Origin of the sequence: Dictyobacter aurantiacus, from assembly GCF_003967515.1 — a bacterium.
Taxonomy (GTDB): Bacteria; Chloroflexota; Ktedonobacteria; order Ktedonobacterales; family Ktedonobacteraceae; genus Dictyobacter; species Dictyobacter aurantiacus.
Genome location: NZ_BIFQ01000001.1, coordinates 2,925,384 through 2,946,810, shown reverse-complemented (window position 1 = coordinate 2,946,810; position 21,427 = coordinate 2,925,384). Strand labels below are relative to the sequence as shown.

Here is a 21,427-nt window from a genome sequence, read left to right as displayed (position 1 = left end):
AGACCCCTGGACCCCCCACAGGGGCTGGCCGCCCCTGTGAACCCCGCTCCTATTGCGGAAGGAGCAGGGGAGCTCGCCGCCCCTGTGAACCTCGCTCCCATTGCGGAAGGAGCAGGGGAGCTCGCCGCCCCTGTGAACCTCGCTCCTATTGCGGAAGGAGCAGGGGAGCTCGCCGCCCCTGTGAACCCCGTGTAATCAGTTTTTCCGCATTTTTGAAAAATCCAGATTAATCTCAGGTAGAAAATGATGGTGCGACCGGGCGCGAATGCGCCCGGTCGCACCATCATTTTCTACCTGAGATTAATAAATCAAAACCCTTATGGGAGTTACAACATTAGTAACTCTTTAAACAATAAAAGTATTTTTTGCATAAAAGAATACATTTTTGCTTGACATTTCATTGAAACGCATCTATTCTATAGCAGATAGTATAACAATAACGCCTGTAAAAGTGCATAAGTGGTAGACGTGTAATTATATAAGTAAGAAAAAAACCGTGATAACTATATGATTCTGGCTGTTATCTTTAGAAGGATCTGGAACGCAATGGAAAGAAGGCGTGCAATATGAATGCACAATCCATGCTACCCGGGCAGAACACGGTGGCTCAACTTTTTGAGGAGCGCATAGGATTCTGGGGGTGGTGGCTAAACCTGGCGTCTCCTCCACGCAATGAGCAGACAATGGCGAGCCCACAGCTACGCGAAAAGATGCGTAAAGCGGAGCTCACCGGCTATTTTATCTTTGTCATCGCATTTTTTGTTGTCTTCGATTTAATTATGGCTGTGGCCTCACTCCATTTTATGAGTGTGATCTTTGTGCTGGTATTTGCCGCCTTTCTGGGGCTACTGGCGTTTTTAAATCGTACCGGCCGTACGCAGACATCGGCAGTGCTGCTGGTCTCGGCGATGATCCTCTCAATCATATTTGTCATCGCTTTTACACCAGATACCACTTCAGCGGTCGATCTTTTCCCGACATATGACTTTTTTGTCTACCCGATCGCTCTGGGTAGCCTGTTCATCCCCAGGAAGTTTATTTTCCCCTTTACACTTGCCGCCATCGCGTTTATTTTCTGTAACCTGCTGGTTCAGCATCATGCAGCGGATATCGAGAGCGCTAAAGGGACCAGTAAAGTGGTTATCTGGCTGGTACGTCCGGCGGCGGTGCTGATCGTTATCGCCATCGTCAACTGGATGGGGACGCGCAGCGTAGAACAGGCGATTCTGCGCGCCGATCACGCGGAAGAACTGGTGGCGGCCCACGCATGGAAAGAATTGCTGAGAATAGGAAGATGCAAAAAGAATATATGTTGGATCTAACACAACCAGAGGATCTCCTACGGGCATATGTTAAAGTACGATCATCGCTCAAGCCCGATGAGATATTTTTTGCCTGGAGCGGCAATGTCTATAGCGTCATTCCGGGACAGAGGAACCGCCTGCTATTTGCCATTGAGGGCTATAACGTTGGCCGCTGCATAGAGATCAAGGGCGGCTACCAGCACCTGATGCGCGAGGTTACGCTCTATAAAAATCCCGCCAGCGGCGAGATTCTGGAGCAGTGGCAGAATCCCTTTACCGAACAAAAGGTCAAGGTCATTCATGTCTGGAATGATCCGGTCAACCAGCAATATATGGTGGATGGCCCATATGGGAAATTCACGCTCCCCATCACACAGGTCGGTGAAGATCGTCTGTGCGCGAGTATAGATATTATGCTGGCCTATCCCTCTCCCCTGCCACGCACGCAGTATCCGCAGTACTCCCAGAGCGATCTCTACCAGGGAGCAGAGATGTTCCAGTTCTTCTTCAGTCGCAGCGAACTGGAGAATCCTGACCTGGACTCGATCCCTTGCGAAATCTCGTGGACACGCCTGGGTCCGTGGCTGCCATGGATGGAGATGGCCGATCGCCCCGGCAATCTGCTCTACCAGTGCAGCGGCTATAAGGTGACCGACGGATATGAGGCGCTACCAGCGGACGTACGTGGCTATGTTGAGCAGCGCCAACCCAAATATCTGCACGCCCCCGACCAGTTTACGCGCCCCAACGAAACCTCCTGGACCTACTTCAAGAAATACCTGGAGCAAAAAGGAGCTTGATACACCTTTTGCAAACACTTCTCTAACGTGTGCTAATAAGCACCGATCGGCTTTCCCCATGTGACCTCGCTGACAGATGAGAGGGGTAGCAATCCATCGTGCATAAAAGGTGTGAGCAGGGCGCGAGCGGCGGCATCAAAGGCGCTGGCAGCCTCTTCGCCCATGCGCTCCCGAGAAAAGCCGTTGCGCGAATGGATGGATTGGATGTAATCTTCGCCTGATTGCATAAACAGAACCGGCCGTGTCCTCCTGCTGCCAGCCTGTTGGAAGAGTTGACGACGCTCTAGCTCTTCCAACAGGTCGTATGGTTGGAATTCACGATTGGTCGAGAAGCGTGAAATAAGAGCCAGCAGATCTTTATCCCAGGGATTGGGCGCCGTTTCACACCCGACGATGGCCAGGTAGCCATGAAGTGTCAGCACACGCTGAAAAAGCGGCATGACGATCTCCCATTCCATCCAGTGCAGGCTCTCTCCGGCCGTGATCAGCGTGTAAGGAGGGCTCAGGGTGATATCTTCCATCCGACCATATATCCAGTTGAGTTGAGGATGATCTCCACCTGACAGAGTCCTCCCTTTGTCGAGCATAGCCTGTGAAAAATCGACCGCATCGACCCGCTCTACAGCATTGACCAGTCTCCGTGCAAGTACGCCAGTACCGCATCCTACATCGAGGATCGTGCGTGGCTCATCGCTGATCAATGACAGCAACACAGTAATAGCCTCGTCCGAGTGCTGTGGTCGATGATGATAGACGTCAACAATGCTGCTATCCTTGAACTGTTCCGCGTACTTCAGACCAAGATGGGCAGGTTTAGGCTGCATGAATCCCTCCCTTTAAGAACTTGAGAACTTTAAGACCTTGAGAACTTTAAGACCTTGAGAAGCTTAATACACCTTATGCAAACACTTATCCTTGCAAGGAATCACTAGTACTACTTACAGGTATATATTACTCAGAGTGTGTCGTAAAGTGAGCCATGAGAGCTAGAAAGGAGCCAAACGCGTCAAAAAGAGACGGATCGAAGCAATCTGGATGAAGGCCTCACTGCTAGAAGGCAACCCTTCATAGTCGCGAGCCAAGCGACGGTATCGCGTCAACCACGCGAAGGTACGTTCAACGACCCAGCGTTTGCGTTGCACCTGAAAGCCTCCTTTTGGTTTGACGACTTTGACGGGAACGTCTTTTTCAAGCACCCAGGTGATATGCGAGGTGTTGTGCTCATGAGGCACAATTTCGGTGCTCCACCCCAGGTGTTCTTTGACCCAGTCCTTCAATGGTCCCGTGTAGCCATGGTCGGCAAACAGGTGACGGACTCGTGGAAGCCGGCCAGTCACCCGTTGCAGCAACAACGGTGCAGCTGTGCGATCAACCAGGCCAGCAGAATGAACGATGACGGCGATCAGAAAACCTTGGGTATCAACGAGCAGATGACGTTTGCGACCCCATATTTTTTTTTCCGCCATCGTAGCCACGCTCGATGCCTCGGACTGCACTGGTTTTGATGGATTGGCTGTCAATGATGACGGCACTGGGTTCCGGGTCACGGTCAATGGACGTTCGTACCTGCCGGCGTAAAGTCGTCATGGCTTGTTCCCAGACCCCATTGAGCTTCCATTGACGGAAATAATGGTACAGGGTTTTTCCGTTGGGCAAATCGTGGGGCACCAATCGCCAGGAACATCCGGTGCGCACGACGTAGAGAATCCCATTGACGATTTCGCGCCGGGGAATGACCTCGAACGTCGCCTTTGGCGACACTGCTGGGATCAAGGGGGCTAACAATTCCCATTGATCATCTGTCAGATCGGTTGCATAGCGTTTACGGTGCAATGAGCGAGACATCGGCTTCGATCCTTTCTTGCTGCGTGTTGAGCTCCTTTCTTTTATTCTATCGACGAACCAATCAGTTTAAGACACACTCTCAATATAATAATATTATTATATAATATTATTATATTTATATATCAATATATTATATAGTATTTTAATATGTTATGTTAAATTACCATAAGATATATTGAGATAAAAGTAGACTTTCCTTTGCCTGGATATTCTATTGTATAGGTCTCTTATACTGCTTAAGCTCTCAGGTTCTTATTTTTCTTTGCCTGGATATCTTATTGCATAGGGTTCTTATACCGCTTAAGCTCTTAAGTTCTTATTTTTCTTTGCCTTGGCATCTCCTGGCAAGTATCATCCAAATATGTGCCAGAAAGACAGCGATAAAAGAAACACGAAAAACCCGAATGGGCATGAAACACTCGCTCAAATACGAAACGCTCATGTAGGGTCGACCTTCAACGATCGACCGGGCCGCTTGCGGCCCACGTACCCGGCCGGTTCGGCTTCCCATGGATGACAGCTCGCCCCACGTGGTACCCCGTGAGCAACGTTTGCTTGAAGGTTCGTGTGCGCAACGTTGAAGTATGGGTACGGCGTGGGCCGAGATGGGAGCCATGAGAAGCGGTGTCGTGGGGGAACGGGGGTGCCGTCGCTGGCGCTGGCAGCCCAGTCGACCCTACGCGGGCGCTTCGTGTTTGGGAAGGGTGATGATGTTTCCGACGTTCTCTCCTGCGGAGGTGCGTTCTCTGTTTGCAACATTTTGAATGATACGCTTTTCTGACAACGAAAGGATATAAATGATATGGATAGGATCGGGCAGCAGCAACAGGTGAAGATAGCTCTGGCGCGGGTACAAATACCTGCCGGGATCATGATCAGGGCATGGAGTGTGGAGGATTTTCCAGCTATTCAGCGGCTGAGTGACGCGGAGGGGTGGACCTCGCCTAGCAGGCGTCCTGCCGACTCGCTGGGAGCGTGGCGGAACTCGTGGCCGGCGCTGGTGGCGCAAAAAGATGATGTGGTGGTAGGCTTTGTGCGCGCACTTACCGATGGCGCCATTACCATGTATATCGCCGATCTGCTGGTAGATCAGCACATGCGTGGCGCCGGCATTGGACGTTCGCTATTAGAAACATGCCATCAGCTTTATCCCACTACGCGCCTGGACCTGCTGGCCGCTGACGGCTCGCGAGCGTTTTATGAGGCGTGCGGATATCGATTGCTGCACGATGGCATGCGTAAAAGCTATGTTTAACGCATGCCATCAAAACAGTGGCAGCCGGGGGGTATGCTTACGATACTTTCCAGGGGCCGAAGGCGGGGATGGCGGCATCGGCGCCATCGGTGATGTTGCAGTAGGGGTTGAGGCCCCAGCCATACCAGAGATAGGTATCGGATGGTAAGGCGTCGGCGATCAGGCGCAGGGTCGCGGTATCGCCCTCCAGCGTCGTTTTGTGGATGAGGGGAAGCTCGCGGCCATCACCGGTGCGCAGCGAAAAACCTGCCGGGCGTCCGATTGAGCGCAGGCCACCACGTACGGGACGGTAGGTGACGTGGATGCGCATCTGCTCCAGTTCCGGCGTCACCGATACAACGTCGGGCGTGCGCTGACCATCCACCTGGTCGGCCAGGCGGCGGCCAAGGCGCTTGAGACCCTGGGTGCCAACATGGATCAGATCATCCAGTTCCAGGTCGATGGCTGAGACCATAGCGATCCCTGGCTCGGCATGCTGGAAGGTACGCTGCAGCTCGCGGATGCCGTTCCAGCCATCGGGACCCTCTTCAGAGATAAAACCACCGATCTGCACATAGTAGAACGGCAGGTCCGGGTTATTCAGATCACTTCTCAAGGATTGAACCAGGGTGTGCATGCGCTGGTGATAGTGCTCCACACCTTCTGGATTGCAGTCGCTCTCACCCTGATACCAGAGAACACCGGCCACCCTGCCTCCAACAGCCTTCACGCGTTCGTACAGGGCTCCATACAGTGAAGCGCCACCCTGATCGCGCAACTGGGGATCCCACTGCTGCATCGAGGTACCGCCGTGCGCCGAGGGTATCAGCCCAACGGGGACGCCGGTGCGGGCGTAGCGCTCTTTGGCGAAGGTCAGTCCCAGGCCGGTCCCTTTGACGCGCTGCGGATCACGCTCGGGTATTGACTCCGGCACGCGATCGAATCCCCACAAAACATGATGGACCAGGCGTGGCGACTCGACCAGCCAGTGAAGAGGCTCTTCCGCCTGCGCCCACTGCTCACGCGACTGAAACGAATGCACAAATGGCGAGGGCTTCTCCTCATCGATCAGATCGCCGATCCCCTCCATATTGCTCTGCCCGGCCAGCACCCACAGATCGCCAACCAATACATGATCGGCCTCCCCTACCGTATAGGGACCACCTACAGCCAGCTCAATCACTTTACCATTGCTCGTCTGCACACGCGCCTTATCGTCAGCATCGCGCTGTAACACCTGATAGCTCTGCACGTTCGTATACATTTTTCCCTCAATATCATCTGTCAGCAACGAAAATAATATCTCTCGTAGAAAGACATCTGTATTTTATCAATTTCATGCAGGGGTGTAAAAATGTGTATTGGGCACACATTTTTACACCCCTGCATGAAAACCTTGCTTGCCAGACGAACTTAGCCCAGGGCGCTGGCAGGACGGAGGGCAGGCCAAAGATTGATGGCCAGGCAAAGCGCCAGCGCCAGGCCAAGTATACCTGAACAGCCAAAAGCCAGCTGGCTCAGGTTCAGCTGCCCTATTGTCAGCCATGGAGAGAGAAGCAGTGAGCCAACGCGTAATAGCGCAGCAAGATTGCCTAACCAGAGCGTCGCGCTGACCAGTCTGGCCGAACGAATAGTCCCGCCAGAAAAACCTGGGAGCATTCTGGGGGCAAGACCGCATAGCAACAAGCTCACAAACCCAATGGTCAGACTATGGCGAATCGCGTCTTCAGCTAGTGGTGCAGCGAAGCCAAGCAGATCAGAAACGCCATTGATCAGTAGAAAGATGCCGCTAACGAGCGCCCAGAGATACGCGCTGGCTACCAGTACAACAAAAGGCCCATAGGTGTTGCGCTCTTGCGACACGCGTGTCCGATACGCCTGCGCGAGCGTTGCGGGTTCAGGGGCCAGTCGTGCCACCTTGTGTGGCAATTTGCCTCGCGCACGCATAGTACGCAGGAATAAAAAGACAAATGAGATCAGGATGCCCCCAATGAGTACCATGCCTGCGCCCTCCACTTCTTGCCAGTTCATCAGGATACCTGCACAGAACACGAGCAGGCCACTGATATAGGCGAACGATAGAGACACAAGCCGCCGTGGAGGAAAGGCGTCGAGCCCTGCGTACATCGGTAACGAGCGTGCTGACATCCCCAGAGTCATCGGCAGTAAAAAGCCGAACAGCCCCAACGTCACAAACAAGCGATCACCCGTCGCAGAGACCATCCCTCCCATCATCTGCCACAGATTCACCAGATTAATCACTCCACAGAGGCCCAGACAGACAAACGAGCAAGCAATCAAGGGCAACGTGTGACCAAACGCCGGACGTTTTTCCAACGCTGGTCCCCGGCGGAACGTCAGCCCGAGCAGGAGGACGACGCCACAGAGGGCCACGCATTCCAGAATAGCACTGCCCACCAGGGCGATCCTCACGACGGGCTGATCGGCTACCGCCAGCCACGGCTGAGCAAGGGCGCGCACACAGAGCGCCACGACCAGTGCTCCGACGATCCAGCGCACTGGCCAGATGGCGACCAGAGGGGCACCACGCAGGCGTGGTAAAAAGTACAGCGAGACTCCGACGACAAACAGCCCGGCCCACCCAAATATCTGGAGGTTGCCATGTGCCTGTGCCAGCGCAGGCCACCAGGGCCCCAGTTGCACTCCAACCATACTGGTCACGGTGAGCACACAGGCCAGCATAAAACCGCCCCCAGCTCCCAATAGGAGCGCGGCTCGAAAAACCAGCGCAATCTGCGCGAATGATACCTGCTGATGACCGCTCCCGCGTGTTGAATGCTTCCCTTGTGTCGTAAGAGATCTCTCAGAGATGTGCTTTTCCAAAGATAGCCTCCTCATTTTCCACACCTGTTCTTTTTGAGAGTGTACCGTTCCGCAGGCCATACACGCAGTGACAAAAGTCGCTTTCTTTCCTCTTCCCTGGGTAGAGCCGGGTTCCCGAAAGTCTCACTGTTGGACACGAGCTCTGTTCTATTGGTCCGTGCGGCTGCAAACAAAACAAGGGCGACCTTCTTTCTCAAAGAGTCACAGGCCAATCCCGAAGACAGAACAGAAAATGAGGACGCAACTTCAACCGATGCGGATGAAGCCTTAACTCCAGCATAATCCTGTCCTTACCACCATCAATAGGGTGATCGGCATCTTCAAATGATGCCGATCACCTTTTTTGTCGCCAACATATCCGGGTGCAAAGCTTAAATACATGACATGGCGTATTTATAGCTATTTATTCAACAAAAGCTCAAATATCACGATTAGGGATTATGCACGCTTTATATTTTGGTAGCAGAATTGGAAAGGGAGGGGTGTATACGATGATAGCGGTGAGGCGGGTTAAGCCTGCGCGCTATGTGGTGGCGATGTGTGTTTCTTGTCTGTTATGGGGCTCTCCGCTCCTCGTATTTTCACATATAGCGATGGCCGGTACGATTGACAATAGTGGTCCCTTTACCATTACAGCCAGTACGTTCACAATCACCAACCTGCGCATAGATCAACGTGTCATCCAGCAAGGGGGATCGCTGGCGGACGCTCTTGTTATGGATGTGGTCGCCACCAACCTGGTGATTAGCAAGCAAGTCTTTCTCCCTGGCGCCGGGCCTATCACATTCAGCACGGCCGCGACCGGAAGCGAGCCCGCGCGGCTCTACGGTCTGCGTGCGCACATCGTGTCCATAGCTTCGGCCCAGGGCAATTTCTCCAGTCTGGCCGATATTTTCTCCGGCAAGCAGCAGATGCCCGGCGCCTCCGCCGGACAGAGCGGTGCCACAACCGCACCAGCAAGTGTGTCTCCGGCTAGCAATAGCGATGGTTCCGCGACCCCGGCGGCATCCAGCGATGAGGGGTCGAATTTCCAGGAGATAGGCGACGTTGCGGGACGGTCGGCAAACAGGCAGCAGGGGCCAAATGAACCGATCAGTAATATCGACCATAGCACACCGACCGGCCTTACCAATCCAGGGACGGCGATAGCTACTACGGCGGTCGCCACCCCGGCAGGCACAGTGAGTATTCAGCCAACCCCAACGCTGACGCCAATGTCGATTGAGGATGGGGCAGCACAGCCAGGAGCAACACCCGTAGTGAGTCAACCGCAGACAGCCTCTTCTGTAGGCAATGTGCCGGGCGACACAGGTCCAGTCGGAACGTCCGGCCTGCCCGGCAATCTTAGCACTCTCAGTCTTACATTAACCTACATGCGGATCCAGGCGACGTTCCTCGTTGTGCAGGCAGCGACACTTCCGGGCGCTGTTATCTCTGTACGTTAACACCCTGGTGAGATTAGCAGATCAAAAGGAGACACCTATTCATGGCAACAAAGCGGCGCCCCAATAAGCTGCAGGTGAAAAAGAAAGCAACGGTAGAACCCGTGATAGATCGGATTAAACCGACCAGCACGACGGCGGTTGAGATTGATGATCGACCCGATCTCGTGGAACCAGAACAGACAGAGCAGAGCGAACAGGTGGTTATAGAGAGTAATACCGGGTCGCGCCTCCAGTTATGGTTGATGCGGCGTCCCGTAGTGGGGTCGCTGATGGTTATTGGCGCCGGCATACTGGTGCTGTGGGGGCCATTGGCGCTGATGCAGTTCGCCTTCCTGCCGGGCAATACCATCTGGGCGGGCTTGCTGGTGGGCGGCGCACTCTGCGTTCTGGGACTGCTACAACTCTTCTTCCCCGCCTATGCGCTGGTGACCGGATCGCTGGCCATCATCTGTGCGCTCGTTTCATTAATGGCGGCGGCGGGCGGCTTTGGCCTCGGCATGCTGCTAGGCATCATTGGCGGTGCCCAGGGGGTCGCCTGGCGCAACACCACACTCACGATGGAAGAGTACCGCCACCACAGAGAAGAACACGCGCGCCGCCCCCATCACAAAAAGCGGTGGAGATGGCCTCTGCGCCCGGCGGCATCACATACATAAATCAAGGAGTCATCACATGCAACATGCACATCCCGGCTTCGCGCCCCAGGAATCAGGCCTGCCGGTCGAAAGCGCGCCGGCAGACGTCATCACGGTTGGCAACGTCAAACGCAAGGTTTTCTGGCCGGTATTGCTGGTCGCCTTTTTGCTGCTAGGGGGACTGCTCTGGCAGGCGGCCAACGGCAATATCGCCATCGCCGCCAATTTTCCCGTGCCCTTTACCGTTCAGGCCGACGCATTCGATCTCAGAAATAGCACGCTGGTGCTGGGACTCTCTAACTCCGGCAATAATGTGCCCGTCGCCATTATCATCGATAACGCGACGGCCAGAAATCTGCGCATCTCTAAACAGGTTTGCCTGCCTGTTGTAGGAACCGTCACCTTCTTGCTAACGGCGGGCGATGGCAACGCTCCGGCTCGACTGTATGGGACCAGAACCGACGTACAGGCCCTGTCCTCCTCCGTTCTCCACATCCAGAACCAGGCTACCTCGACCAATGACCGCTTCGGCGTAAGGATTACCAGCGCTGATGAGCAGTTCTTCAACCTGACCATTAAGACACCCTACTTAAGCGTTGACAGCGCAACCTTCCCAAATCTGCACCTTTCGGTCTTCAGACAAGATTGAGAATGTGTTTGACTTCCGTCATGTTAGAGGTACTTGCGCACTCCCGCACGCGCGTCCGCTACGCGGCCGCCTGATTTTGTATGTTGGTGCGGCAGGGGCGCTTTCGCGCCCCTGCCGCACCAACATACCATAGAGTGGTGAGCCACATAGAAGCGAAAGCTCAGGCGTGCTACAGACGATGATATGAGGTTATTGCACTCTCTACCATATACTGTTATAACATTTATGTTTTTACTGTGTAAGAATTATAGCATTTCGATATGAATGCTATAATATATTTGTGACTCATCATGTTTCAAGAGTTGGCAACGTAGATTGCTTACTGCATACTATTTAAGCTGATTGTTGATTTTATTGATCAACAATATCGAAATGTAACTCTATTTTAAACATGCTATCTGGGTAAAGTACTATAAAACATATCTCACAGGATAATTTTGTAGAATTTTCATATGTTTTTTTGAGAGTTACTAATTGAATAACACGTATAATATTATACAAGTATTTAGTTGACTGTATTTTCAGACTAAGGAGGCGTTATGCATCACTTCCGCAAGAAATCTGTGACGCTCGGGATAGCAGGCTTATTTTTAGCTCTGGTCGTCCTGCTGTCCGCATGTGGGGGTAGCTCTACAGGCAACACCAATGCGCCATCGAACCTGGCATCCAAACAAGTGTTACGCGAGCCGGTGATTGGTGGCGACTTTGATTCGCTCGATCCCGCACTGACAGCCGGAGGGCTGGGCGATCCGATCAATCTTATTTTTACCGGCCTGGTCGCCGCCGATGATCAGGGCAACATCCATGATCAACTGGCCGCGTCACACCAGGTCTCCAGCGATGGGCTGACCTACACCTTTAAACTACGCTCCGGACTAAAATTTAGCGATGGGACGAAGCTGGACGCCAATGATGTGGCCTACAGCATCAATCGCGCCATCGATCCGGCCACCAAATCAGAGGTGAGCAATTATTTAAGCCTGCTAAAAGACTACAGCCAGTTTTCCAGTGGCAAGATCAAAACCCTGATCGGCGATAGCATCATCGTTAAAGATCCCAACACCATTGACCTGGTGATCAGCAAACCGGCCAGCTACTTCTTGCAAGCTCTGAACTACTCCACCTCCTATGTCGTCAACAAAAACCTGACCACCAAATATGGTGCAAAATGGGTTGACCACATGGAAGAGGGTGCCGGCGATGGGCCCTTCATGGTCAAAAGCTACAGCCACAACACCGGCCTGGTGCTGGTCCCCAATCCAAACTACTATAAAGAGAAACCAAAACTGCAGGAGCTCGACGAGATCATCACCGGTGATCGCGATAGCACCTTCAAATCGATGAAGGCTGGCCAGTTCGATCTCGCGCCGGTGCCACCGGCCCTGGATGATGCTAACAAACAGCTACCCGGTTATCAAACATCGCCGGCGCTGGCTACCCGTTTCATTGGCATGAACTACCTGGTCAAGCCGCTGGACAACATCAAGATTCGCCAGGCGCTGGAACTGGCCCTCAATCGCAACCTGATCGTCAATAACATCATCGGCAAGACCGTCACCCCCAGCTATCACATCATCCCCGATGGCATCCCTGGCTACAACAAAGACCTTATTGGTCCTGCCGGCATCACCACACCGTCCGGTGACCAGGCGAAGGCCAAGCAGCTGTTCCAGCAGGGCCTGCAGGAAGAGGGATATAGCAGCGTCAGCGCCGTACCGTCCCTCACGCTCTCCTATGCCCTGAGCTACAAAGCCGGTGCCGACACGATGGCGGCGGTCGCCAACGAGTGGAAACAGGTTCTGGGCCTGAACGTCAAGCTGCAGGGTGTACAGGGCAACGACCTGATCTCGCAAGAGTTCGCCACCGCCGGCAAAGCGGGTCCGTTACAGATGTGGTACGGCTCCTGGAGCACCGACTACCTGGATCCACAGGACTGGACGACCCTCTTCTTCGATAAGGGATCATCCAATAACGCGTTCAACTATGGGCAGAACAACTCCACCAATGCGGCGAATCAGCAGGCGGTACAGAGCGAGTTGGAGAAGGCCGACGTTACCACCGATCAGGCGGCGCGCATGAAGATGTATCAGGATGCCGAGCAGAAGCTGGTCAATGATGTCCCCTACATCACCACCTACCAGTCTTCTTACAGCTACCTGCTCAATCCCAAGTTGAAAGGCTGGAAGCTCTTCCCATTGGGAAGCATGGCCACCGATGACTGGGCCAACGTCTACTTCACTAAATAAGGACGTTCGGCGTTAAAGCGACATCCTGCGGTGCTCACGCGGGAAAGGGTAGCGGGCTTGCTCGTCTCGCTACCCATCGCCACACGAGCACCTCATGCATAGCGAGGATCATGGCATGACTCGATTTCTGGTCAAACGCCTGATCGGATTATTCTTTATCTTGATCGGCGTCACCTTTATTACCTTTATCCTGGGCTATCTGGCACCGGGAGATCCAATTAAAGAATCGATGGGGGACCACTTCAATCCGACACTCTGGCTACAGCTACGCCACGCCTACGGATTCGACCTCCCCTGGTATCAACAATACCTCAACTTCCTGATCAGGCTGGCCCACTTCGACCTGGGCACCTCCTTCCATCCTCAACAGCGGGCCGTCTGGGATATCCTCAAAGATGGTGTGCCAATCTCGGTCGAGCTCTCACTGTGGGGGGCCCTCGTTACGCTGCTGATGGGCATTCCCGTCGGCATTATCAGCGCCATCAAAGCTAACACCTGGATCGATACCACCAATATGAGTATCGCCCTCATCCTGTACGCCCTCCCCTCGTTTATTCTGTCCGTTTTTGTGCAGCTTCTGTTGCTATGGATCGACAAGACCGGCCTTGGCTGGCCCATCAGCGGCTGGGGAGATCCATGGCAGTATACCTGGAGCGACATCCAGTACAAGCTGGTGCCGATCCTGACCTACGGGGCGGCAGGCTATGCCTACTACGCGCGCCTGACGCGTACCACCATGCTGGAGGTGCTGCGCCAGGATTATGTACGTACCGCGCGCGCCAAGGGTCTGCGTGAGAAGGCAGTCATCTATCGCCACACACTGCGTAACGCGATCATCCCCCTGATTACGGCCGTCGGCCTCCTGCTGGGATTGCTGGTTACTGGCTCCTTCTTTATCGAGAATATCTTTAACATTCCAGGCATCGCGAATATCACAGTTTCGGCCGTCTCTCAGCGTAACTATCCCGTTATTCAGGCGACGACCATCCTGGTCGCGATCGGCGTCGTGTTTGGCAATCTCATTTCAGATATTCTGTATGGCATTGTTGATCCACGCATCAAAACCGAATAGACATAGCAGCAACTAAAAAAGGATAGAGGAAGACGGATGAAGGAGAATCATGAATTAGAGTCACCCGAGACTCAATCGGAAGCACTGCTTTCCCCATCTGGCACACCCGAGACTGTGGAGATGGTCGCCGAGCTGCAGGCCGAGGAAACACTCAGTTCGATCAATGGGATCGCTCCCGCGCCAGAGGTGCCTGGACAGGATATACTCGATGCTCCGGCCCTGTCGGACGATACGGTGATTGAGACGCCGACCGCCGAGGAACTGGAGCCAGCACAACAAAAACAGGAGCGCAAGAAGCATCCAGGACCCACGCGGGCGGCGCTGCTGCATTTTCGTCGTGATATACGCGCCATGATCAGCCTGGGCTTCATCATATTTTTAATCCTGCTGGCACTCTTTGGGCCCTCTATTTATCATCACATCGGTGGTGTCTATACCAGTGATCTGCAGGGCAAGATCGGGCCCGCGGTCTATCATAGCTATGACCACCAGGAACTGAGCAAGGTCAACCAGGGGCCATCGGCGCAATACTGGTTAGGGACCGATGCCCTGGGACAGGATCTACTGGCCCGTCTGATGCAGGGCCTGCTCATCTCGCTCACCGTGGCCTTTCTGGTCGAAGTGGTCGATGTCGTCCTGGGCGTAACCGTCGGCGTGCTGGCGGGCTACTATGGCGGCTGGATCGATATGCTGCTGGCGCGTCTGACCGACCTGGTATTTGCCTTTCCAGGTCTGCTCTTCGCCATCCTGCTGACCGGCGTCTTTGGTCCCACCGCCAACGACTACTTCTCAAAGCTCCCGCTGGTCGGAGGCTTCCTCAGCAACGGCAATGCCTCGCTGGTCATCGTTTCGCTTGCCCTCTCGCTGGTCTCCTGGCCCCTGATGGCGCGCTACGTGCGTGGCCTGACCCTGCAGATCCGCCAGCAGCAATTTGTGGAGGCCGCCCAGACCTCGGGAACACCCGATGCCCGCATCATGCTCAGGCACATCATCCCCAATCTCATAAACGTCGTGATCGTCACCTCCACCATGAACGTATCGGGGACCATCATCGGCGAGGCCGGCTTGAGCCTGCTGGGACTGGGCGTCACCCATCCCGGTTCAAGCCTGGGCCTGATGATCGCGGACGGCATCTCCCTGCTGGAGGTCTATCCCTGGGACACGCTGTTCCCCACCATCGTCCTGACAGGCATCGTGCTGGCGATCTCATTTATCGGCGATGGGCTGCGCGACGCCTTCGATCCACGCGCGCACAGCTGATAGCCATCACCAGCTCTCACTTGAGCCCTCCCTCTTTTAGGGACGTCTGCGTAACCGTTTTCCGCGTATTAAAGAAGAATAGATAAAAGCCAGAACAATAAGCTTAGCATTAAGACGAGAGTCAACAGAAAGGTCAAACAGGGAAAAATTATGTGTGGTCGGTTTACACTGTTTCATAACATGCAGGATATAGGACGAGCATTTCGGGTGGAGGTGCCGGCCTCGATGCAGTTAAAGCCACACTACAACGTGGCTCCCACCCAGGATATTGTCACCATCCTGAACAAGGATGCCTCACCCCAGCTGGAACTATTGCGCTGGGGCCTGATCCCTTCCTGGGCCAAAGAGGAGAGCATCGGCAGCCGCATGATCAACGCGCGCGCCGAGACGCTGGCGGAAAAGCCGAGCTTCAAGCGCCTGCTGCACAACAGACGCTGCCTGATCGTGGCTGACGGCTTCTACGAGTGGATGCAGGAGCCCGGCTCAAAGCTGAAGACGCCCATGTTCATCACCCTCAAGGGGCAACAACTGTTCGCCTTCGCCGGACTGTGGGATAGCTGGAAAAATCCGGATGGAGAGCAGATCCGTACCTGCACTATCATTACTACCACCCCTAACGAGGTAGTCGCGCCCATCCACAATCGCATGCCCGCCATCCTGACCGAAGAGGGACGCGAGTTATGGCTCGATGAAAGCTTAAAAGACGACCAGGCCCTCCTGCAGCAGCTGAAGGCTTATCCCGCCCAGGATATGGAGGCGCGCCCGGTTTCGCGCCGCGTCAACGACACCCGCTACGACAGCGCCGACCTGATCGCCTGATATCACGCTCCTGCGGCGCTTACCAATTTTTGCCAGAGGAGGTGTCCGGGGTGCGCATGTGCGCACCCCGGACACCTCCTCTGGCAAAAATTGTTTTATCGCTCTCTGGCTACGGTCGCATGTGTAATGAAACGTGTGCGCCCGGGTACAGAGTCGCCTTCGGCTCCAGGCCGGGGCAAGCCCGGCACTACGAGGGTGGTTCCTCTTCTAATTCGAGGTAGACCTTGCTGTATATGTCGTGGAGGGTAAAGCGGGCTTCGATGCTTTCCAGGTCGATCACGTCATGTTGGTCTGTGTAGAGTGAAACGGTCCAGCGAGAAGAGCTTATACGGTGGTAGTGTTCGACGTAGCATTTACGAGAGTCAACGAATAAGATTTCCTGGATCGGGGGATAATACTGATATACCTGTAGCTTTTCAACCTTATCGATGCGCTCAGTTGTCGGCGACAATACCTCTAACACCACGGTTGGAGCCTCCAGCGCCTTCTTGCGCGTCCAATCCCTGGGATCGCAGGAGACAGAGACATCGGGATAATAGCATTTGGTGTCCAACAATTGCAGGGCGACGTCAGAATTGTAGACGTTGCACTCGCTATCACGCAGGACCGCGACGAGCAGATATGAGATATTGACCGCGATCTGGCCGTGCACGGGCGATCCCCCGGTCATCATCCTGATGACACCGTCGATATACTCATATTTTCGATCGGGAAACGTCTCGGCCAGCTTCCAATACTCATCCAATGTATAGCTTTGCTGTGGATCAAACATCGTAGATATCCCTTCCCAACATAACATCATCAACAAAAGATCTGACACTTTCAAGGATACCTTAAACGGCATAAGATAAGCAACAAACAGACGGTGGAAGGGTGTCATCCACGTTGTGGAAACGAATGTGAGCTGCATAATCATGCGTAAAGGGGGAATCGGCCGCAAGGGCCGAAGCTACTGAACTATGATACAATAGTCCGTAGGCATTGTTGATGGATAGAAATGTATGTCAGCTTTGCTGTTACAGAGGAAAGTGAAAAGTAGTTAAAAGGAGTATTTTATGGCAATTGCCCCAGGAACAACACTGATCGATTATATCAGTCCGGCGGCTCCATCACGTAGCAAGGCGCTATTGAAGGATGGGGCTCTAGTCATTGGCGCCAGCCTGCTGATGGCACTGTCCGCCAAGGCCAGCATCCATGTGCCGTTTTCACCTATTCCATTCACGCTGCAGACGCTGGTCGTCATGCTGGTGGCCGCCACGCTGGGCAGCCGTCGCGGCGCGCTGGCCATGATCCTGTATCTGGCCGAGGGAGCAACCGGACTGCCCATCTTTGCCAGTGGCGGTGGATTTATGTATTTATTTTTATCGCCCAGCGCCGGCTATCTCTGGTCCTATCCGATCGCGGCCTTCGTCGTTGGATATTTATGCGAGCGCGGCCTCGACCGCAAGCTGAGCACCTCGGTCCTGGCCATGCTGCCCGGCACCCTCATCATCTACGCCCTCGGCGTCTCCTGGCTAGCCATGATCGCCCATCTGACGCTGCCGCAGGCGATTGTAGCCGGCATGCTACCCTACATCCCATTTGACCTCACCAAGATTGTCATCGCCGCCATCCTCATGCCCGTCGCCTGGATGGTCATCCGTCGCGTCAAATCCGAATCCGACTTCGACCGATAGAGAAATCGGACGCGAGGTCCGAACCTATGTGTGAGATTGCGGGAAGGATAACCCGCCGGGTCCGAAAATATATGAGGGGTGTGGGAAAGGCGCCGCGGCGCCTTTCCCACACCCCTCATATATTTTTCTTTTGAGCGCCGTAGGCGCGTATCGTCATGGCCGAAGGCGCGAGTACGTGGAGAGAAAAATCGGCCGCAAGGGCCGAACTTACAGGCGCGACTGGACGCGTACCAGCTGCCGCTCCCCCCCTTTGACGATGCCGGCCAATGAACGCAGGGCATCAATGGTCTCGGGCGCGTTGCGCACAAACTCAACCCGCGCGGGCTGCAACTTCTCTTTGAATTCCTCAACGGTCATATCATCAAGGAAACGCACGCCGTCGTTATCCAGCATGACGCGTGGCAGCAGGATCAGGTCCGCCGGAGTGCCGTTTTCGAGCAGGGCATCCAGCACATCCTGGCCGCAGAGCAGGCCAGCCACCGTGATGCCGGCGCCGAAGAACTTATTGACCACCGGCAATACCTGGGTGTCCAGATTCTCAATCTTCTTGATGTCTTTAGCCAGGTCCTCAATCACCGGACTGGCCATGGTGCTGGTGACGATGGTGGCGCGGCGTGGCTCCGGCATACGCGAGGGCAGGCGACGCTTGCTGCGGGCCCACTGATCGATCAGGAAGCGCGTCATGCCCACGCCATTCTCGATCTGAGAATAGAGACCATAATGGCGTGCCGGCGGGAACTCGCGTTCCGTGATGTAGTACCACTCATCCGATAGATAGACAAAGGGATTGCCATCAGGCTCGCTGGCCTCGAATTCACGCTGATACTTCTCAACCTGCGCGATGATGACCTCGGCCTCCTCGCGCGTATAGCGGCGCAGCGTGGGCATATCGCCCATCTTCAGCATATTATTGTACTTGGTCAGGCCGACCGGGACCGCCGAAATTGATTCTACAATCGGGCGCAGGGCGATCAGATCACGAATGCTGCGATCCAGCAGTTCCCCATCGTTAAAGCCGGGGCACAGCACCATCTGCGTATGGCAGGTAATGCCGATCTCACCCAGGCGCTGGATATGCTCCAGAATCTCGCCGGCGCGTGGCCCATCGACCATCTTGCGCCGCATATCCGGATCGGTCACGTGGACCGATACGTAGAGGGGGGACAGCTTCTGCTCGTCCAGGCGCTGCCAGTCCAGTTCTTTCAGATTGGTCAGCGTCACAAAGTTGCCGAACAGAAACGAATAGCGATAATCGTCGTCCTTAATATAGAGGGAAGAACGCATTCCATGGGGCATACCGGATTGAGGAGCAAATCGCTCGGGGAGCCCCTTAATAAAGCAGAAAACGCATTTATTGGCACACTGGCGAATAAAAGGGGTGGGCTCTTCACCAAACAACACGCCCAGATTCTCATCAATGCCTTTTTTGACAAGCACCTCATGCTGCTCTTGCTGACGATCGTAGCCGATTACCAGCTCCTCATCGGCAACATGGAAGCGATAATCGACCAGGTCGCGAATCACGTTCCCATTGATAGAGCGAACGAGATCCCCTGGTTGTAGTCCCGCGCGATCAGCCGGACTCTCGGGCACTACCTCACGCACCCATCCATACATCTTTGGCATTGGTTCATATCCTTAAAAAAAGAGGGGAAAGATAGGGATGGCTGGTAATCTGCATCCCTATAACAAACTGATAGCTATCAAGTGATTATATCCCTTTCACCTCTACTCGTCAAATGCAGCTCCGGGTTGAAAGTGTGGAGTGTGTGGTGAGCGGTGGTGGGCGGCCGTGGCCGCCCACCACCGCTCACCACACACTCCACACTTGAAAGCATGTACAGAATATAGCATATTTGACAGCATGCTGTCAAATATGCTATATTTTGTACATGCGTAACGATACTTCAGAAATTTTCACACAATTTACCAGGGCATTGTTTGCGGCCAATAATATGGTGCTCAAGCATGGAGACCTTATGACAGGTGAATATCAGCAGACAAGTGCTCGCTGGCGTATTCTCGGGAACATTGAGTCGGGTCCGCTCACCGTGAGCCAGATTGCCAGATCGACAGGTTACACGAGACAGAGTATTCAGCGGCTCGCTGATGCGCTGGTCGAGGAGGGGTTGGCGACCTATGAACCGGCTGGCGATCAGAGAACGAAGAACGTGTGTATTACTGCGCAGGGGAAAGAACTTCTGGAGCGGCTGGCTGATAATGAGAACGAGTGGGTTGCTCGTATCACGCAAACCCTGACTGTACAGGAACTCACCGACCTCACCCGGGCGCTTGAGAAAGTCAGAGCGGTTCTGGCCGAAGATTACGCCTACAGACAGCAACGTCAGCAACAATAGAGATCAGGAGAGATACGATATGTCAGACAAAACACTTGCTTTGATTACCGGTGCGAATAAGAGTATTGGCTTTGAAACAGCCAGGCGTCTGGGGCAGCAGGGAATCCACGTCATCATCGGAGCCCGCGATATAACAAGAGGTAAAGAGGCGGTCCACAAACTGGCCGCACTTGAGATTGAGGCCACCTTTGTACAGCTCGATGTCACTGATGAGGAGAGCATCACACGAGCAGCACAAACACTCGAGAAAAGATTTGGGCATCTTGACATCCTGATTAATAACGCAGGCATATCAGGGGGGAACGTAAACACACCAAGCGAGACAGACGTGGCAACCATGAGAACCGTCTACGAGACCAATGTGTTCGGCGTGGTAGCGGTCACTAAAGCGATAATGCCATTGCTGCGCAAAGCGCCGGCCGGCAGGATCGTCAACGTTTCGAGTGGACTGGGTTCGCTTACTCTAGCCTGCGATAAAAACAACGAGTTCTTTCAGTACAAAAACGTGCCGTACCAATCCTCGAAAGCCGCGCTCAACGCGATTACCGTGGCCTTTGCCAAAGAGCTGGCGCAGACGCCGATCAAGGTCAATGCCGCCGATCCCGGCTTTACCGACACGGATTTCAATAACCATCGAGGCTATCGTACCGTCGAGCAGGCAGCGACGGTCATCGTGCACCTGGCGACGCTAGGAACGGATGGTCCGACGGGAACGTTTCAGGATGAAAACGGAAACATTCCCTGGTAGATTATATGTGTGCAGCGGCCCTTCACATGTGAAGGGCCGCTACTGGCCGCTTCAAGCGACCCCATGTTTCTTCTGTATATGCTTTCTATAATTCTCGTAGACCATATAAGTCGCTCCACATGTGCATTCATATGGATGCGCCATACGATGCATAACGCTCCACCAGAAGCCTAAAGCCGAGCTAACAACAAAAAGTTCTAACAGGGTAAGCACACTCATAGGGACCTCCTGTGGCCATCGTGATAGATAACGATATAACGGTTCTTACCGGGTCGCGCGCGATTCAGCCGCGCATACTGATCAGGCTCGATCCACTCTGGGCGCATACTGGTGCTTCCTTTCGCTCCACACCGCTACTGCTCTGCTGGTGGTGTTCTGATTGACGGCAACAATCTCCACATCCAAAAGACGTGAAGGCATGCATAACATTAAAATATGCAGTTTTTACGATGCATATTCCACCAAAAAACGGACCCGAGGTCCCGAACATATG

The 21,427-nt window shown here is 54.1% G+C and carries 19 protein-coding genes; 13 read left to right on the top strand and 6 right to left on the bottom strand.

Going from position 1 to position 21,427, the window contains the following annotated elements; translation table 11 throughout:
• Nucleotides 1-566 precede the first annotated feature (566 nt).
• Entirely contained in the window at nucleotides 567-1,322 is a 756-nt protein-coding gene (locus tag KTT_RS11855) for a hypothetical protein (protein ID WP_126596171.1), read from the top strand.
• A complete protein-coding gene (locus tag KTT_RS11850) occupies nucleotides 1,310-2,104 on the top strand; it encodes a DUF1838 family protein (RefSeq protein WP_160145810.1) in 795 nt (264 codons plus the stop codon). Before KTT_RS11855 ends, KTT_RS11850 begins: the two co-directional genes overlap by 13 nt.
• A 32-nt stretch (nucleotides 2,105-2,136) precedes the next feature.
• On the opposite strand, the gene KTT_RS11845 is transcribed toward KTT_RS11850, so the two are convergent.
• Both KTT_RS11845 and KTT_RS37660 read right to left on the bottom strand, forming a co-directional pair.
• Complete coding sequence (locus tag KTT_RS11845; RefSeq protein WP_126596169.1) at nucleotides 2,137-2,928, bottom strand: class I SAM-dependent methyltransferase; 792 nt, start codon at nucleotides 2,926-2,928, stop codon at nucleotides 2,137-2,139.
• A 162-nt stretch (nucleotides 2,929-3,090) separates the two neighbouring features.
• Nucleotides 3,091-3,949, bottom strand: a protein-coding gene (locus KTT_RS37660) for an IS5 family transposase (RefSeq protein ID WP_371864851.1) whose coding sequence is annotated in 2 segments (ribosomal slippage) — nucleotides 3,091-3,561 and nucleotides 3,563-3,949 — 858 coding nt in all. Because the reading frame shifts where the segments join, the coding sequence is not laid out codon by codon here.
• An 802-nt stretch (nucleotides 3,950-4,751) separates the two neighbouring features.
• Here KTT_RS37660 and KTT_RS11835 point away from each other — a divergent pair.
• A complete protein-coding gene (locus KTT_RS11835; protein WP_126596168.1) occupies nucleotides 4,752-5,204 on the top strand; it encodes a GNAT family N-acetyltransferase in 453 nt (150 codons plus the stop codon).
• A gap of 37 nt (nucleotides 5,205-5,241) precedes the next feature.
• On the opposite strand, the gene KTT_RS11830 is transcribed toward KTT_RS11835, so the two are convergent.
• Both KTT_RS11830 and KTT_RS11825 read right to left on the bottom strand, forming a co-directional pair.
• The gene (locus tag KTT_RS11830; RefSeq protein ID WP_126596167.1) at nucleotides 5,242-6,447 is read right to left on the bottom strand and encodes a sialate O-acetylesterase; all 1,206 of its coding nucleotides are present in this window, start codon (nucleotides 6,445-6,447) and stop codon (nucleotides 5,242-5,244) included.
• A 149-nt stretch (nucleotides 6,448-6,596) separates the two neighbouring features.
• A complete protein-coding gene (locus tag KTT_RS11825) occupies nucleotides 6,597-8,027 on the bottom strand; it encodes a hypothetical protein (protein ID WP_126596166.1) in 1,431 nt (476 codons plus the stop codon).
• Between the two features lie 491 nt (nucleotides 8,028-8,518).
• Here KTT_RS11825 and KTT_RS11820 point away from each other — a divergent pair, with 491 nt between their 5' ends.
• The 7 genes from KTT_RS11820 to KTT_RS11790 all read left to right on the top strand — a co-directional run bounded on the left by KTT_RS11820 (nucleotide 8,519) and on the right by KTT_RS11790 (nucleotide 16,153).
• Complete coding sequence (locus tag KTT_RS11820) at nucleotides 8,519-9,472, top strand: hypothetical protein (protein ID WP_126596165.1); 954 nt, start codon at nucleotides 8,519-8,521, stop codon at nucleotides 9,470-9,472.
• Between the two features lie 41 nt (nucleotides 9,473-9,513).
• Nucleotides 9,514-10,128, top strand: a complete 615-nt coding sequence (locus tag KTT_RS11815) for a DUF6114 domain-containing protein (RefSeq protein WP_126596164.1) — start codon at nucleotides 9,514-9,516, stop codon at nucleotides 10,126-10,128.
• Between the two features lie 16 nt (nucleotides 10,129-10,144).
• Nucleotides 10,145-10,756, top strand: coding sequence for a hypothetical protein (locus KTT_RS11810; RefSeq protein ID WP_126596163.1), 612 nt, complete (start codon nucleotides 10,145-10,147; stop codon nucleotides 10,754-10,756).
• A 539-nt stretch (nucleotides 10,757-11,295) separates the two neighbouring features.
• The gene (locus tag KTT_RS11805) at nucleotides 11,296-13,002 is read left to right on the top strand and encodes a peptide ABC transporter substrate-binding protein (protein ID WP_126596162.1); all 1,707 of its coding nucleotides are present in this window, start codon (nucleotides 11,296-11,298) and stop codon (nucleotides 13,000-13,002) included.
• A 115-nt stretch (nucleotides 13,003-13,117) separates the two neighbouring features.
• Nucleotides 13,118-14,074 carry an ABC transporter permease gene (locus KTT_RS11800; protein ID WP_126596161.1) on the top strand — a complete coding sequence of 319 codons (957 nt, stop codon included), beginning with the start codon at nucleotides 13,118-13,120 and terminating at the stop codon, nucleotides 14,072-14,074.
• Nucleotides 14,075-14,110: 36 nt separating this feature from the next.
• Nucleotides 14,111-15,334 carry an ABC transporter permease gene (locus tag KTT_RS11795; protein ID WP_126596160.1) on the top strand — a complete coding sequence of 408 codons (1,224 nt, stop codon included), beginning with the start codon at nucleotides 14,111-14,113 and terminating at the stop codon, nucleotides 15,332-15,334.
• 150 nt (nucleotides 15,335-15,484) lie between these two features.
• Complete coding sequence (locus KTT_RS11790) at nucleotides 15,485-16,153, top strand: SOS response-associated peptidase (RefSeq protein WP_126596159.1); 669 nt, start codon at nucleotides 15,485-15,487, stop codon at nucleotides 16,151-16,153.
• A gap of 187 nt (nucleotides 16,154-16,340) precedes the next feature.
• Here KTT_RS11790 and KTT_RS11785 read toward each other — a convergent pair whose 3' ends face one another.
• Nucleotides 16,341-16,925, bottom strand: a complete 585-nt coding sequence (locus tag KTT_RS11785; protein WP_160145809.1) for a Uma2 family endonuclease — start codon at nucleotides 16,923-16,925, stop codon at nucleotides 16,341-16,343.
• 283 nt (nucleotides 16,926-17,208) lie between these two features.
• On the opposite strand from KTT_RS11785, the gene KTT_RS11780 reads away from it, so the two are divergent.
• Nucleotides 17,209-17,829 carry a biotin transporter BioY gene (locus tag KTT_RS11780; RefSeq protein ID WP_126596157.1) on the top strand — a complete coding sequence of 207 codons (621 nt, stop codon included), beginning with the start codon at nucleotides 17,209-17,211 and terminating at the stop codon, nucleotides 17,827-17,829.
• Between the two features lie 207 nt (nucleotides 17,830-18,036).
• Here the strand turns inward: KTT_RS11780 and KTT_RS11775 are convergent, their stop codons facing one another.
• Nucleotides 18,037-19,455, bottom strand: coding sequence for a DUF512 domain-containing protein (locus KTT_RS11775; protein WP_126596156.1), 1,419 nt, complete (start codon nucleotides 19,453-19,455; stop codon nucleotides 18,037-18,039).
• A 353-nt stretch (nucleotides 19,456-19,808) separates the two neighbouring features.
• Between KTT_RS11775 and KTT_RS11770 the strand changes: the two genes are divergently transcribed.
• Nucleotides 19,809-20,186 carry a MarR family winged helix-turn-helix transcriptional regulator gene (locus KTT_RS11770; RefSeq protein WP_160145808.1) on the top strand — a complete coding sequence of 126 codons (378 nt, stop codon included), beginning with the start codon at nucleotides 19,809-19,811 and terminating at the stop codon, nucleotides 20,184-20,186.
• 19 nt (nucleotides 20,187-20,205) lie between these two features.
• Nucleotides 20,206-20,934, top strand: a complete 729-nt coding sequence (locus KTT_RS11765) for an SDR family oxidoreductase (protein ID WP_126596154.1) — start codon at nucleotides 20,206-20,208, stop codon at nucleotides 20,932-20,934.
• The last annotated feature ends 493 nt before the right edge of the window (nucleotides 20,935-21,427 follow it).

Bases quoted from the DNA above. Each gene is read 5' to 3' on its own strand.
- KTT_RS11855 (WP_126596171.1), top strand. From the start codon at position 567: ATGAATGCACAATCCATGCTACCCGGGCAGAACACGGTGGCTCAACTT.
- KTT_RS11850 (WP_160145810.1), top strand. From the start codon at position 1,310: ATGTTGGATCTAACACAACCAGAGGATCTCCTACGGGCATATGTTAAA.
- KTT_RS11845 (WP_126596169.1), bottom strand. From the start codon at position 2,928: ATGCAGCCTAAACCTGCCCATCTTGGTCTGAAGTACGCGGAACAGTTC.
- KTT_RS11835 (WP_126596168.1), top strand. From the start codon at position 4,752: ATGGATAGGATCGGGCAGCAGCAACAGGTGAAGATAGCTCTGGCGCGG.
- KTT_RS11830 (WP_126596167.1), bottom strand. From the start codon at position 6,447: ATGTATACGAACGTGCAGAGCTATCAGGTGTTACAGCGCGATGCTGAC.
- KTT_RS11820 (WP_126596165.1), top strand. From the start codon at position 8,519: ATGATAGCGGTGAGGCGGGTTAAGCCTGCGCGCTATGTGGTGGCGATG.
- KTT_RS11815 (WP_126596164.1), top strand. From the start codon at position 9,514: ATGGCAACAAAGCGGCGCCCCAATAAGCTGCAGGTGAAAAAGAAAGCA.
- KTT_RS11810 (WP_126596163.1), top strand. From the start codon at position 10,145: ATGCAACATGCACATCCCGGCTTCGCGCCCCAGGAATCAGGCCTGCCG.
- KTT_RS11805 (WP_126596162.1), top strand. From the start codon at position 11,296: ATGCATCACTTCCGCAAGAAATCTGTGACGCTCGGGATAGCAGGCTTA.
- KTT_RS11800 (WP_126596161.1), top strand. From the start codon at position 13,118: ATGACTCGATTTCTGGTCAAACGCCTGATCGGATTATTCTTTATCTTG.
- KTT_RS11795 (WP_126596160.1), top strand. From the start codon at position 14,111: ATGAAGGAGAATCATGAATTAGAGTCACCCGAGACTCAATCGGAAGCA.
- KTT_RS11790 (WP_126596159.1), top strand. From the start codon at position 15,485: ATGTGTGGTCGGTTTACACTGTTTCATAACATGCAGGATATAGGACGA.
- KTT_RS11785 (WP_160145809.1), bottom strand. From the start codon at position 16,925: ATGTTTGATCCACAGCAAAGCTATACATTGGATGAGTATTGGAAGCTG.
- KTT_RS11780 (WP_126596157.1), top strand. From the start codon at position 17,209: ATGGCAATTGCCCCAGGAACAACACTGATCGATTATATCAGTCCGGCG.
- KTT_RS11775 (WP_126596156.1), bottom strand. From the start codon at position 19,455: ATGCCAAAGATGTATGGATGGGTGCGTGAGGTAGTGCCCGAGAGTCCG.
- KTT_RS11770 (WP_160145808.1), top strand. From the start codon at position 19,809: ATGACAGGTGAATATCAGCAGACAAGTGCTCGCTGGCGTATTCTCGGG.
- KTT_RS11765 (WP_126596154.1), top strand. From the start codon at position 20,206: ATGTCAGACAAAACACTTGCTTTGATTACCGGTGCGAATAAGAGTATT.